The organism is Streptomyces sp. NPDC026538, assembly GCF_055567535.1.
This window is the reverse complement of record NZ_JBVHQG010000009.1, coordinates 169542-181791: the sequence shown is the minus strand read 5'-3', so window position 1 is coordinate 181791 and position 12250 is coordinate 169542. Positions and strand designations below refer to the sequence as shown.

Below are 12250 nucleotides of genomic sequence, written 5' to 3'. Positions count from 1 at the left end.
TACTGCGGCTGACGATCACGGCGCGCCGGCACCGCCACCGACCGGGGCGTCTTCCCCGGCAGGTTCCTCGCGGGGGGCAAGGGAGGCGAAATCCCCGGTGTCCCCGAGACGAACGAGAAACGGCCGCAGACGGGTGTAACGGATCGCGGTGATGGAACACGGTTCGACGGAGATCCGCTGGAAGAGGTCGAGATGCAGACCGAGCGCGTCCGCGACGAGCGACTTGATGATGTCGCCGTGCGAGCACATCAGGTAGACGGCGTCGGCGCCGTGGTCGCGCTCCACGCGCGCGTTCCACTCGCGTACCGCTTCGGCGGCGCGGGTCTGCATGGCCCGCATGGACTCCCCGCCCGGGAAGGCGGCCGCCGACGGGTGCGCCTGCACCACCTCCATCAGCGGCTCGTCCTTGAGCTCGGCGAGCTTGCGGCCGGACCAGTCGCCGTAGTGGGCCTCCCCGATCCGCTCGTCGGTGTGGGCGGTGAGGCCGGGACGGGCGTCCAGCAGCGGGCGGATCGTCTCCTGGCAGCGCTGCAGGGGGCTGGCGACGACCTCGGAGATCGGCAGCCCGGCGAGCCGGCCGGGCAGCGCGGCGGCCTGGGCGGCGCCGCGCTCGTCGAGGGCGACACCGGGCGTCCAGCCGGCGAGCAGCCCGGAGGTGTTGGCGGTGGACCGTCCGTGCCTTACGAGGATCAGCGTGGGCATGCGGCCCAGGGTAGGCGTTCGCCCGCCCAAGGGGTGCGCCGGTGTCGAGGGGCCGAACGCGCCCGCCGCTTCGGGTCTGCGCGCGTGCGGTCCTTCGACACCGCCCGGGGCGGTCCGGGGGAGAGGAACGTCACCGAATGCGGTGCGGGCCGGGCGACGGGAGAATACTCTCCGTGATCGTCGACTGTGCCATCTACCGGGACGGGGAGCGGATGGAGACCCCGCAGGACTTCTCCGATGCCCTCGCGGAGGCACGCGCGCGTGGCGACAGTTTTCTCTGGATCGGCCTGTACGAGCCGACGGAGCACGAGTTCGACCTGGTCACCGACGAGTTCGGGCTGCATCCGCTGGCCGTCGAGGACGCCCTGACCGCCCACCAGCGGCCCAAGCTGGAGGTGTACGACGACTCGCTGTTCGTCGTCCTGAAACCGGTGACGTACGAACCTAAGAGCGACACGGTGACCTCCGGGGAGCTGATGATCTTCATCGGTGACTCGTTCGTGGTGACTGTGCGCCACGGGACGCCCTCGCCGCTCGGGGACATCCGGCGGCACCTGGAGGAGCAGCACGAGCTGCTCAAGCACGGGCCGACGGGGGTGCTGTACTCGATCTCCGACGCGGTCGTCGACAACTACCTGGAGGTCGCGACCGAGCTGCAGAACGACCTGGAGGAGCTGGAGGCCGAGGTGTTCTCGCCGAGCGGCGGCGGCTCCCGGCACACCGCGTCGCGGATCTACACCTTCAAGCGGCAGATCCTGGAGTTCCGCCGGGCCACCGTGCCGCTGGCCGTGCCGATGACGAAGCTGGCGGCAGTGGGTCCCTACGGCAGCGGCGCGACGGGACCCTTCGTGCGCGAGGACGCCCGGCCGTTCTTCCGGGACGTCAACGACCACCTGCTACGGGTGAACGAGGGCGTGGAGGGCCTGGACCGGCTGGTGTCGGACGTCCTCAACGCCCATCTCGCGCAGATGAGCGTGCGCCAGAACGACGACATGCGGAAGATCTCCGCGTGGGCGGCCATGGCAGCGGTCCCCACGCTGATCGCGGGGATCTACGGAATGAACTTCGACCACATGCCCGAGCTGCACTGGTTCTGGGGATACCCGGCGGTGATCCTGGTCATGGCCTCCCTGGAGCTGGTGCTGTACCGGATGTTCAAGCGCCGCGGCTGGATGTGAGCTGCGCCGGCCGAGCGCCTCGCTCCCGCTCAGGCGAACTCGGGGGCGGCGGAGGCCGGGCCGCCCAGGGCGTTCCTGCGCTCCGGCATCCGCAGCGAGACCATCCGGCGCCAGCCGGCGGCGCGCTCGTAGGCGTAGACGGCGTGGACGCCGAACGCGAGCAGCGCGGACCTGCCCTTGGGCCATCCGAGTATGCGTCCCATGTGGGCCATGAAGGCGAGGCTGACGTCCCGGTAGATCCGGATCTCGGCGAGCGCGCACGCGCGCAGGGTGCGCTGGATCGCGCGGCCGTGCCCGGCGGCGGCGTACCGCAGCAGTTCCTCGTGGCAGTAGGCGAGGTGGTTGTCCTCGTCGTCGGAGATCATCCGCACCGCGCGGCCGAGGTCCGGGTGGTCGGCGAAGTACCTGCGCAGCAGCGTCATCTGCTCCGAGGCGCGCTGCTCGGTGACCCGGCTGTGGGCGAGGTAGGTGACGATGTCCTGCACGGTGAGCGGCCGGTCGGCCCGGAGCTTGTCGTGGGCGAGCCCGATGCCGTGCCGCTCCAGGAGCATCGTGTAGTCGGTGTCGGGCGGGACCGGGACGGGGGTGAGCCCGCGCCTGTTCATGAGGGCGTCGAAGATTCGCCCGTGCTTGTCCTCGTCGGCGCCGTGGCGGGTGATCTTGGGGGCGAGGTCGCGTTCGGTCCTCGGTACCAGTGCGGCGATCCGCGCGTTCTCCCAGCCGCCCTGCGACTCCCCGCTGGCCGCGATGGAACAGAAGAGCCGGAAGGACTCGTCGTTGTCGAGGATCTCCAGGAACAGACTCTTCGCCGAAAGCATCGTGGGCACCCCTCCGGAGAACTCACCAAACCCGCAGAGAACGAGTCAAATGCCGCATCCGGACGGCCGCAACAGCTGTGCGGACGAACTCGGCCGAAAGGAGGGGCGCCGGGGTCACACGGGGGGCGTAACCGGGCGGGCGCGGGCGCGTTGTTCTGCATGACGGCCGTGGCGGGGAAGACCCCCCGAGCCCCCACCACGGCCGCGGACTTCTCTCTCGCCGGAGCGCTTACGCGAGTCCGGCGCGCTCCAGGGCCTCGGCGCCGGCCCGCAGCGAGGCGAGCCGCTCCTCCAGGGCGAACCCGGCGGGTGCGAGCGACAGGGTGGTGACCCCGGCGGCCGCGTAGTCCTTCATCCGGTCGGCGATCCGGTCCACGGAACCGAGCAGCGTGGTCTGGTCGATCAGCTCCTGCGGTACGGCGGCGGCGGCCCCGTTCTTGTCCCCGGACAGGTACTTGTCCTGGATCTCGACGGCCTCCTGCTCGTACCCCATGCGCTGGGCGAGCTGGTTGTAGAAGTTCTGCTTGCGGCTGCCCATGCCGCCGACGTACAGCGCGGTGTACGGCCGGAAGGTGTCGGCGAGCGTCGCCACGTCCTTGTCCTCGCCGACGGCGAGCGGCAGCGTCGGGCAGATGTCGAACCCGTCGAGGGTCTTGCCGGCCTTCTCCCGCCCCGCGCGCAGGTACTTGACGGCCGTCTCCTCCAGGTGGTCGGCGGAGGGGAAGATCAGCAGCGCACCGTCGGCGATCTCGCCGGTCTGCTCCAGGTTCTTCGGCCCGATGGCGGCGATGTAGACCGGGATGTGCTCGCGCTCCGGGTGCACGGTCAGCTTGATCGGCTTGCCGGGGCCGCCCGGCAGCGGCAGTGTCCAGTGCTCACCCTCGTACGACAGCCGCTCGCGGCTCATCGCCCTGCGCACGATCTCCACGTACTCGCGGGTGCGGGAGAGCGGCTTGTCGAACTTGACGCCGTACCAGCCCTCGGAGACCTGCGGCCCGGAGACGCCGAGGCCGAGCCGGAAGCGGCCCTTGGAGAGCGAGTCGAGCGTCGCGGCGGTCATCGCGGTCATCGCGGGCTGCCGGGCCGGGATCTGGAAGATGGCCGAGCCGACGTCGATGCGCTCGGTCTGGGCGGCGACCCAGCTGAGTACGGTGGCGGCGTCGGAGCCGTAGGCCTCGGCGGCCCAGCAGACGGCGTACCCGAGCCGCTCGGCCTCCTGCGCCACGGCCAGATTGTCCCCGTCCATCCCGGCACCCCAGTAGCCGAGGTTGATCCCGAGCTTCATGGCCGATCCCCTTACCGATCAGTAACGTCGCTGTCGCGGAGACCTTAGCGCGGGGACTTTCTGTGTGGGGGATTGGTCGTGGTCCGACGGCGGGTCGTGGGGCTGAGCGCGCCCACCCGGCGGAGCCGCGCATCGGGACTGCCCCGCGCCCCTGGGTAGGGCGGCTCCCGCCTCCTGCAACGCACCGCTGCGCTGTGAAATCGGTTATCCACAGGCAACCCAACGCACCAGCTCTGGCCAGTAATCTCGCGGGCATGGAGCAGAGGCATCTCGGCCGTACCGGCCTGCGCGTGTCCCGCATCGGACTCGGCACCCTCACCTGGGGCCGGGACGTCGACGAGCACGACGCCGCGGACATGCTGAAGGCGTTCTGGGAGGCCGGCGGAACCCTCGTCGACACCGCGGACGTGTACGGCGACGGAGAGGCCGAGTATCTGCTCGGGCAACTCATAGAGGGGCTGGTGCCGCGCCGGGACCTGGTCATCTCGACGAAGGCGGGCAGTGTCCCCGACCCCGACCGCCGTTTCAACGGCTCCCGCGGCCATCTGCTCGCCGCGCTCGACGCCTCCCTGGGCCGCCTCGGCACGGACTACGTCGACGTCTGGCACGTGCACGCCTACGACCCGGACACCCCGCTGGAGGAGACCCTCCAGGCCCTCGACCTGGCCGTGAGCAGCGGCCGCGCCCGGTATGCCGGGGTCTCCAACTTCTGCGGCTGGCAGATCGCCAAGGCGGCGACCTGGCAGCTCGCGGCACCGGGCACCCGCACCCGGCTGGCCAGCACCCAGCTGGAGTACTCGCTGCTCCAGCGGGGGGTGGAGCGCGAGGTGCTGCCCGCCACCCTCGACCTCGGCATCGGCCTGCTGCCGTCCTCCCCGCTGGGCCGGGGCGTACTGACCGCGAAGTACCGCCACTCCACTCCCCCGGACTCCAGAGGCGCCTCGGAGCATCTGGCGCCGTTCGTCGCGCCGTATCTCGACGACACCGCGACCCGGATCGTGGACGCGGTGCAGACGGCGGCGGACGGGCTCGCCGTGACACCGCTCCAGGTGGCGCTCGCCTGGGTACGGGACCGGCCGGGCGTGGTCGCGCCCATCGTCGGCCCGCGCAACGCGCAGCAGCTCACGGGGGCATTGTCAGTGGAGGCGCTTAGTCTTCCTGACGAGATCTGCCGGGCGCTCGACGACGTGTCGGCGCCCGTGCACCGCTATCCCGATCACGACTGGAGCACGCTGTGAGCACGGAGCCGGGGCTGGGCGCCACGCCCGAGGCCGACGAGGGCACGACGTCCGGGGGCACGACGGAGACCGACGCCCTCGCCACCACCACCGCCGCGGCAGGCGACACGGCAAGCGACACGCAACCCGCCGACTCCCGCGCGACGGGCACGGACGACGCGGGCGACGGCAGCGATCGGGCCGACGGCGGCATCTCGGACGCGGGCGGTGGCCCGGAGGGCGGTGCAGGCGCAAAGGGCGACGCGGGCAACGGCAGCCGCCGGGCCGAGGGCGGCGACACCGCAGGCGCGGGCGGTGCCCCGGAGGCCGGCGAAGGCGATGGCGGCGACCGGGCCGACGGCGGCGGCGCGGGCGCGGGCGGTGACTCGGAGGGCGGTGGGGGCGACGGCGGCTCGGTGGGTGCCGCGCGGCTGTCGGAGGCCGAGGCCGAGCTGGCCGCCCAGCGGGTCGAGCGGGAGCGGATCGAGCGGCGGAAGGCCGAGAAGGCGGGGCCGGTCGAGGCCGGGACCAAGCTCAGTGGCAAGGCGGCCGACCTGCTCGCGGCGATCCGGGCGGTGGAGAGCGGCGAGAAGCCCGCGGCCACCGTGTTCGCCGCCCCGGAGCCCGCCCCGCGGCAGGCGTCCGTACCGGAGCCGGCTCACCGGCCCCAGCCCGCACCTGTCGCCGCCGCGCCCGCGGCACCCGCGGCGCCCGCCGTGGAGACGGTCTCGGTGGTTCGGGCGGTGCTGGCCGAGGGCGGTGCGCCCGAGTCGCTCGCCCCCCAGGTCGCCGCCGTCCTCGGTGAGGGCGCGGACACCCTGCTGCGGGAGGACCCCTGGCAGCTGCTCCGGGTCACCGGCGTACGGCCGGACCACGCGGACGGGTTCGCGCGGGCGCTGCTGGGCGCGGAGTGCGGTCCGGGCGACGAACGGCGCGGCCGGGCGCTGACCGGCTGGCTCCTGGAACAGGCCGCCCTGGCCGGGCACACCGCGTTGGAGATGCCGGCGCTCACCGCCGCGCTGGCCCAGCGGGCGGTGCCCGACCCGGAGGCGGCCGTGCAGGACGCGCTCGCCGAGGGAGACGCGCTGGTCTTCCAGGATCTGCTGGATCCAGGAGCCCCCGAGCCCGAGGACGACGAGGAGGAGCGGCCGGTCCGGGTCCTGGTCGGTCTGGAGCGGTACGCGCTGGCCGAGGAGAGCCTCGCCGACGGACTGGCCCGGCTGGTCAACTCGCTGTCCACCGACGCCTCACAGCCCTGGGAGGCGGCCGCCGCGGCGACCTCCGGCGGTGCGGCCGAGCTGGCGGCGGCGGTCGCCGGACACGGCCTGGTGCTGCACACGGGCGGCGAGGCGGCCCGCGCCGAACCGGCGGCCCTGCTGACCGCCGCCCGGAGCGCCGGACTGCGCGCCTTCGCCGCCGTCCACACCCCGGAGGGACGCCGCCGCCTGGCCGCCCTGCCGGCGGACGGCGAGGCGGCCGTCGGTACGGTCGCCGGTCTGCTCTCCGGCACCGAGGGGCCGGGCCGGGACGCGGAGGGTGCCCTCGACCTCGACCTGCTGATCGTGCTGGACGCGCCCCAGCTGGACGTGGAGGGCGCGGCGATGCTCGTGGAGGCGCTGCCGGACGGGGCCCGGCTGGTGCTCAGCGGGGATCCGGCGGTGCTGTGGTCGGCGGGCCCCGGGCGGGTCTTCGCCGACCTGCTGGCGGCCCGGGTGTGCCCACAGATCGCCTCGCGCACGCCCGACCCCGGCCCGCTCGGCGAACTGGTCTCCGGAATCGGCGCCGGTGAGCTCAGCCAGGTCGAGGCGCCCGGCAAGGAGATCGTGATCGTGCCGGTGCGGGACGCGGGCGAGGCGGTGCACCGGACGGTGCAGCTGGTCGCCGACTCCGTCCCGCGCGCCATCGGCGTCCCCGCCGAGCAGACTGTGGTGATCACCCCGGGCCATGGCGGCGCGGCCGGCACCCGTGCCCTCAACGCGGCCCTCAAGGAACGGCTCAACCCGGGCCCCGGCCGTTTCGGCGGCTTCGATCCAGGTGACCGGATCGCCTACTCCCCCGCGCCGGGCCGTACGGTCCCGGGGCAGGTGGTGAACGCCGACGCCGACGGGCTGCACCTGTCGTGCGCGGGCGCGCCCGTGGTCGTCCCGAAGGAGCGGGTGGAGCAGGCCGTACGGCACGGCTGGGCGCTGACCGCCCACCAGGCGGTCGGGGGCCGCTGGCCTGCGGCGGTCGTGGTGCTCCCCGGCGACGCGGCCCAGTCGCTCAGCCGCCCCTGGGTGTACACGGCGTTCAGCCGGGCGGAGCGGCATCTGTCGGTGGTCCACGGCGTGGACCAGGCTCTGCCGAAGGCGGTGGCCGAGACCCTGCCGAAGCCCCGGACGACCCGCCTTCCGCTCCTGCTCAGGACCCAGGTACCGACGACGGCCGGGGCCTGACCCGGCTCCGCCTCTCTGCTCCGCTGTCCCGTTCTTCCGCTGTCTCCGCTGTCTCCGCTGACCGGCGGTGCCGAACCGGCCGCAAGGCCGGCAAGGCACCGCCGGGCGGCCGGAGGGTCAGCGCTCGGCGTCCAGCGGCTCCAGGTCCTCGTCCTCGTCGAGGCCGAGGACCTCCAGCTCGTCCGGGTCCTCGCTGCGCGCGATGCCGGCGGCGTCCTCGTGGTCCTCATGGTCCTCGTCGTCGAACACCGCGCTGACGTCGAACCGGCACACGACCCGCTGCGGATCGACCCCCTCGAACGGGGCCTCCAGCCACTCACCGGGCTCGGCCGGCTCGTCCGCCGCGGTCACCCACAGTGTGGAGTCGCCCTCCTCCAGGCCGAACTCCTTGTGCCGGGAAGCGATCTCGTCCGGTTCGAACTCGCCGAACAGGATCCCCAGCGCCCCGTGGATCGTGCCGGCCGCGTCCTGGTCCGCGCCCGGGCCGTCGCCGTACTCCGCCGCCTCGACCCGCTGGGCCTGCGCCAGCAGCCGCTGTGGTTCCGCCACGGCGTAGTCGCGGCGGATCAGCACGCTGATCGCGTTCGGTTCCTCGGGCCCCGCGTACGGTGGCAGCGAGTCCTCGGTGCCGGGGATCTCGAAGGGGGTGACCTCGTCATAGCGGTCGTAGAGCAGCTCGTCGTAGACCTCGGCGGCCGCGGCGAGCTGGTTGAACGCCTCGTAGACAGCCGGGTCGTCCTCCCCCGACCTGCGTTCGACCGCGGCCAGATGGCGGTCGAGCGCGGTCTTGACCGCCTCGGCGGCGGCGCGTACCTCGGCAGCGGTGGGCTGCGCAGCATCAGACATAGTGCAGACGCTATCCGTACCGGGCACCAGCCCGCACAATAGATGCGATGCCGGAATACGAATTTGTCGACGTGTACGTGCCTCGCGGGGTGTCCCGCAAGGAGGCGACGCGTCTACTGACGGACCATGCCGAGTACGGACACTGGGAGTTGGACCGACTGAGCCTCATGCGCGACGGCAGCCGCAGGGTGCGGTTGCGCCGGCGGATCATCCGCCAGGTGCGTGCCACATGGTGAGACTCTCCGAATGACGGAAGGGGCCCCGCATCGACGGGGCCCGCTCCGTTCCACGCACCGCTGCCGGGGCGCCCCCTCGGGGAGCGCGTCACCGTCCGTGCGCTACGCCGAGGCGCGTGCCTTGCGGTACAGCACCGCGCCCGCGAGCAGCGCGCCGGCGCCCGCCGGAAGCGCGAGGCCCAGCGGGAGGTCACTGCCGGTGTGCGCGAGCTGGGCGGTGGCCGGGCCGGGCTGGGTCACCGACAGGCTGCCCAGCGGGGCGACGAGGCCGGAGCCGTGGGTACCGGTCGTGACGGTCCGTCCCCCGGAGTGACCGGGCGGCGTACCGGTGTGCTGGCCCGGGTTGCCCGGGTGACCCGGATGTCCTGGCGTTCCGGGCTGTCCCGGAGTCCCGGGGTGACCCGGCTGACCCGGATTCCCAGGCTGACCCGGCTGACCCGGAGTCCCGGGGTGACCCGGGTGGCCGCCGTGCCCTCCGTGCCCTCCGTGCCCCGGGGGCGTCCCGTGTCCGTGACCTCCGTGGCCTCCGTGACCTCCGTGACCGGGCGGCTGCGTGCAGTGATCGCCACCGGAACCACCGGAGCCACCGGAATGTCCGGAACTCCCCCCGTTGGCGCACTCGTCGCCCACGGCGGTGTTGCCGATCCCGATGACGTCGACGCTGTTCCCGCACACGTTGACCGGAACGTCGATCGGCACCTGCACGGTGTTGCCCGAACCGACCCCGGGCGAACCCCCGGTGTGTCCCCCGGCGTGCGAGCCGCCATGGCTTCCGTGGCCACCGCCGTGCCCGGTGTGCCCGGCGTGTCCCGTCTGCCCCCCGTACCCGCCGTGGCCCGTGGAAGCACCGCCCCCGCCACCGTGGTTGGCACACTTGTTGCCCATCGACGGGTTGAGGACGCCGACGACGTTCACGGTGTTGCCGCAGACGTTCACCGGCACGTGCACCGGCGCCTGCACCGTGTTGCCGGACAGCACGCCGGGTGAGTCGGTGGCGGAGCCGACGGCCCCCGAGTCGGCGTGGGCGTAGCCGCCCGCCGCGGCGATCACGCCGGTCGCCGCGGCAACTGTCATAAGGCCCTTACGGGTGCCCTGTCGCATTTCTGAATTCCCCCTGCCTTGGATCCTGACCGTTGCATTTCCCGCGGAAAGAGCCCGCGGAAAAACCGGTCGGCCCCGGAGCGCATGGCGCGCACTCCGGGGCCGACGGAAAGACGCCCCTCAGGGAGCCGGCGTCACTTGTTGATGCAGGTGTTGCCGAAGGCGGGGTTCAGCAGCCCGATCACCGAGATCGTGTTGCCGCAGACGTTCACCGGGACGTGCACGGGAACCTGGATCACGTTGCCGGAGATGACACCCGGGGAACCCACGGCAGCGCCCTGAGCACCCGAGTCGGCGACGGCCAGGCCCGCACCCGCGAGAACCAGACCACCAGTGGCAGCCGCAGCAGCGACGACCTTCTTGAGCATTATTCCTCCTTGTTGGCAATGCGATCCCAAGTAGCGGATCGCATTAGATGTAACGAGGAGGAAGTAATCGAGCTACGAGCTTATCGTCGCATTCACTCTTTTCAGTCGAACTCGCACAGCCGCCCGATTACCTGAAGCCAGGACTTCACGACGCGTACCGCTTCACGACGCGTCGATGAACCGGTCAAGCACCCGCACGCCGAACTGCAGACCGTCCACCGGCACCCGCTCGTCCACGCCGTGGAACATGCCCGCGAAGTCCAGCTCCGGCGGCAGCTTGAGCGGCGCGAAGCCGAAGCCGCGGATGCCGAGGTCGTCGAAGGACTTGGCGTCGGTGCCGCCGGAGAGCATGTAGGGGATCGCCCTGGCGGTCGGGTCCTCGGCCAGCAGCGAGGACTGCATGGCCTCCACCAGCGCCCCGTCGAAGGAGGTCTCCAGCGCCTTGTCGGAGTGCACGTCCGCGCGGACCACGTTCGGGCCGAGGATCCGGTCGAGGTCGGCGAGGAACTCCTCCTCGTGGCCGGGCAGGAAACGGCCGTCCACGTGCGCGGTGGCCTCGCCGGGGATGACGTTGACCTTGTAACCGGCGTTCAGCTGGGTCGGGTTGGCGGTGTTGCTGAGCGTCGCGCCGATCAGCTTGGCGATGCCGCCGAGCCGGGCCAGCGTCGACTCCATGTCCTCCGGGTCCAGTTCGGTGCCGAGCGCGTCGCCCAGTTCGTCGAGGAAGGCCCGGGTGGTCTTGGTGACCCGGACCGGGAACTTGTGCCGGCCGAGCCGGGCGACGGCCTCGGACAGCTCGGTGATCGCGTTGTCGCGGTGGATCATCGAACCGTGCCCGGCGGTACCGGCCACCTTCAGCTTCATCCAGTGCATGCCCTTCTCGGCCGTCTGGATCAGGTAGAGGCGGCGCTGCTCGTTCACCGTGAAGGAGAAGCCGCCGACCTCGCTGATCGCCTCGGTGACGCCCTCGAAGAGGTCCGGGTGGTTGTCGACGAGGTGCCGGGCGCCCCAGGTGCCGCCGGCCTCCTCGTCGGCGAGGAAGGCGAGCACGATGTCCCGGGGCGGCTTCCGGCCGCTGCGCAGCCGGTCGCGTACGACCGCCAGGGTCATCGCGTCCATGTCCTTCATGTCGACCGCGCCCCGGCCCCACACGCACCCGTCCGCGACCTCGCCGGAGAACGGGTGGTGGGTCCAGTCGTCGGCGTTGGCCGGTACGACGTCGAGGTGGCCGTGGATCAGCAGGGCGGGCCGGGTCGGGTCCGCGCCCTCGATGCGGGCCACCGTCGAGGCGCGGCCCGGGTGCGACTCGAAGATCTTCGGCTCGAGGCCGACCTCGGCGAGCTTCTCGGCCACCCACTCGGCGGCCTTGCGCTCGCCGGGCCCGGAGTGGTCGCCGTAGTTGCTGGTGTCGAAGCGGATCAGCTCGCGGCAGAGGTCCACGACCTCGTCCTCACCGGTGACGCTCCTGGCCGTGTCCGTCTCGCTCACGCTGCTTCCTTCCGCTGTCACTACCGGCCGGTCCCTGTCATCCTCTCTCCCTTCCCGCCCGAGCCCAAGACCGGTCCTGGTCCGTCACACGCCGTTCACGCCCGGCCGCCCCCGGAACGGGGTGTGATCGGCCACCTCCGAAAGCCTGGTAATGTTTCCTTCGTCGCCGCGAGGGAGACCCCGCGCGACAGACACCTTGTCCGGGTGGCGGAATGGCAGACGCGCTAGCTTGAGGTGCTAGTGCCCTTTATCGGGCGTGGGGGTTCAAGTCCCCCCTCGGACACCACAAAGAAACCCCTGCTGAGCAGGGGTTTCTTGGTTTTCGAGGGTGTGGGGGTCAGCCGAGGCGGCCTATTCGGCCGTTCCCGAGGTCTCCGTGGGGCACGGCCGAGGTGAACGCGGAGAGCGCCGCCCGGCCCAGCAGCAGCGCGGGCCCGCAGGGGCGCTTGCTGTCGCGGACGGCCACCGTCGCCTCGTCGACGATCCCGCATTCCACGCAGTCGGACTGTGATGCGGACGCCGAGGACTTCCACCAGGTCACCGGCAGAGTCGACGCGTCGTCAACGTGCTTCATTC

12 protein-coding genes and 1 tRNA gene are annotated in these 12250 nt (G+C 72.1%); 5 read left to right on the top strand and 8 right to left on the bottom strand.

The features are described from left to right. Positions 1-15: 15 nt before the first annotated feature. Complete coding sequence (locus ACZ4N4_RS32345; RefSeq protein ID WP_467595466.1) at positions 16-702, bottom strand: histidine phosphatase family protein; 687 nt, start codon at positions 700-702, stop codon at positions 16-18. Between the two features lie 173 nt (positions 703-875). On the opposite strand from ACZ4N4_RS32345, the gene corA reads away from it, so the two are divergent. Next, entirely contained in the window at positions 876-1880 is a 1005-nt protein-coding gene (corA, locus tag ACZ4N4_RS32340; RefSeq protein ID WP_453575010.1) for a magnesium/cobalt transporter CorA, read from the top strand. Positions 1881-1909: 29 nt separating this feature from the next. On the opposite strand, the gene ACZ4N4_RS32335 is transcribed toward corA, so the two are convergent. Both ACZ4N4_RS32335 and ACZ4N4_RS32330 read right to left on the bottom strand, forming a co-directional pair. Next, positions 1910-2698, bottom strand: coding sequence for a ferritin-like domain-containing protein (locus tag ACZ4N4_RS32335; RefSeq protein WP_467595463.1), 789 nt, complete (start codon positions 2696-2698; stop codon positions 1910-1912). A 229-nt stretch (positions 2699-2927) separates the two neighbouring features. Next, the gene (locus tag ACZ4N4_RS32330) at positions 2928-3983 is read right to left on the bottom strand and encodes an LLM class F420-dependent oxidoreductase (RefSeq protein ID WP_467595461.1); all 1056 of its coding nucleotides are present in this window, start codon (positions 3981-3983) and stop codon (positions 2928-2930) included. 254 nt (positions 3984-4237) lie between these two features. Here ACZ4N4_RS32330 and ACZ4N4_RS32325 point away from each other — a divergent pair, with 254 nt between their 5' ends. Together ACZ4N4_RS32325 and ACZ4N4_RS32320 are read left to right on the top strand one after the other, a co-directional pair. Continuing rightward, positions 4238-5221 (top strand): aldo/keto reductase, encoded by a 984-nt coding sequence (locus ACZ4N4_RS32325; RefSeq protein ID WP_467595458.1) that lies wholly within the window; start codon positions 4238-4240, stop codon positions 5219-5221. Beyond that, the gene (locus ACZ4N4_RS32320; RefSeq protein WP_467595455.1) at positions 5218-7635 is read left to right on the top strand and encodes a helix-hairpin-helix domain-containing protein; all 2418 of its coding nucleotides are present in this window, start codon (positions 5218-5220) and stop codon (positions 7633-7635) included. The genes ACZ4N4_RS32325 and ACZ4N4_RS32320 overlap by 4 nt, the downstream gene beginning before the upstream one ends. A gap of 117 nt (positions 7636-7752) precedes the next feature. Here ACZ4N4_RS32320 and ACZ4N4_RS32315 read toward each other — a convergent pair whose 3' ends face one another. Continuing rightward, on the bottom strand, positions 7753-8481 hold the full coding sequence (locus ACZ4N4_RS32315; protein WP_453575000.1) for a hypothetical protein: 729 nt from the start codon (positions 8479-8481) through the stop codon (positions 7753-7755). Positions 8482-8528: 47 nt separating this feature from the next. On the opposite strand from ACZ4N4_RS32315, the gene ACZ4N4_RS32310 reads away from it, so the two are divergent. Next, complete coding sequence (locus ACZ4N4_RS32310; protein ID WP_046732800.1) at positions 8529-8717, top strand: DUF5703 family protein; 189 nt, start codon at positions 8529-8531, stop codon at positions 8715-8717. Between the two features lie 102 nt (positions 8718-8819). Here the strand turns inward: ACZ4N4_RS32310 and ACZ4N4_RS32305 are convergent, their stop codons facing one another. The 3 genes from ACZ4N4_RS32305 to ACZ4N4_RS32295 all read right to left on the bottom strand — a co-directional run bounded on the left by ACZ4N4_RS32305 (position 8820) and on the right by ACZ4N4_RS32295 (position 11674). Next, positions 8820-9818 (bottom strand): chaplin family protein, encoded by a 999-nt coding sequence (locus ACZ4N4_RS32305; RefSeq protein WP_467595451.1) that lies wholly within the window; start codon positions 9816-9818, stop codon positions 8820-8822. Positions 9819-9952: 134 nt separating this feature from the next. Beyond that, the gene (chpH, locus tag ACZ4N4_RS32300) at positions 9953-10186 is read right to left on the bottom strand and encodes a chaplin ChpH (RefSeq protein ID WP_046732802.1); all 234 of its coding nucleotides are present in this window, start codon (positions 10184-10186) and stop codon (positions 9953-9955) included. Between the two features lie 162 nt (positions 10187-10348). After that, positions 10349-11674: a M20/M25/M40 family metallo-hydrolase gene (locus ACZ4N4_RS32295; RefSeq protein ID WP_467595448.1), complete on the bottom strand. Its 1326-nt coding sequence runs from the start codon at positions 11672-11674 to the stop codon at positions 10349-10351. Positions 11675-11872: 198 nt separating this feature from the next. Here ACZ4N4_RS32295 and ACZ4N4_RS32290 point away from each other — a divergent pair. After that, a tRNA-Leu gene (locus tag ACZ4N4_RS32290) sits at positions 11873-11960 on the top strand. Positions 11961-12011: 51 nt separating this feature from the next. On the opposite strand, the gene ACZ4N4_RS32285 is transcribed toward ACZ4N4_RS32290, so the two are convergent. After that, positions 12012-12248, bottom strand: coding sequence for a DUF397 domain-containing protein (locus ACZ4N4_RS32285; RefSeq protein WP_467595446.1), 237 nt, complete (start codon positions 12246-12248; stop codon positions 12012-12014). Between the last annotated feature and the right edge of the window lie 2 nt (positions 12249-12250).

Excerpts from the sequence above, each read along its gene's own strand:
- ACZ4N4_RS32345 (WP_467595466.1), bottom strand. The coding sequence starts at position 702 with ATGCCCACGCTGATCCTCGTAAGGCACGGACGGTCCACCGCCAACACC.
- ACZ4N4_RS32335 (WP_467595463.1), bottom strand. The coding sequence starts at position 2,698 with ATGCTTTCGGCGAAGAGTCTGTTCCTGGAGATCCTCGACAACGACGAG.
- ACZ4N4_RS32330 (WP_467595461.1), bottom strand. The coding sequence starts at position 3,983 with ATGAAGCTCGGGATCAACCTCGGCTACTGGGGTGCCGGGATGGACGGG.
- ACZ4N4_RS32325 (WP_467595458.1), top strand. The coding sequence starts at position 4,238 with ATGGAGCAGAGGCATCTCGGCCGTACCGGCCTGCGCGTGTCCCGCATC.
- ACZ4N4_RS32315 (WP_453575000.1), bottom strand. The coding sequence starts at position 8,481 with ATGTCTGATGCTGCGCAGCCCACCGCTGCCGAGGTACGCGCCGCCGCC.
- ACZ4N4_RS32310 (WP_046732800.1), top strand. The coding sequence starts at position 8,529 with ATGCCGGAATACGAATTTGTCGACGTGTACGTGCCTCGCGGGGTGTCC.
- ACZ4N4_RS32305 (WP_467595451.1), bottom strand. The coding sequence starts at position 9,818 with ATGCGACAGGGCACCCGTAAGGGCCTTATGACAGTTGCCGCGGCGACC.
- chpH (WP_046732802.1), bottom strand. The coding sequence starts at position 10,186 with ATGCTCAAGAAGGTCGTCGCTGCTGCGGCTGCCACTGGTGGTCTGGTT.
- ACZ4N4_RS32285 (WP_467595446.1), bottom strand. The coding sequence starts at position 12,248 with ATGAAGCACGTTGACGACGCGTCGACTCTGCCGGTGACCTGGTGGAAG.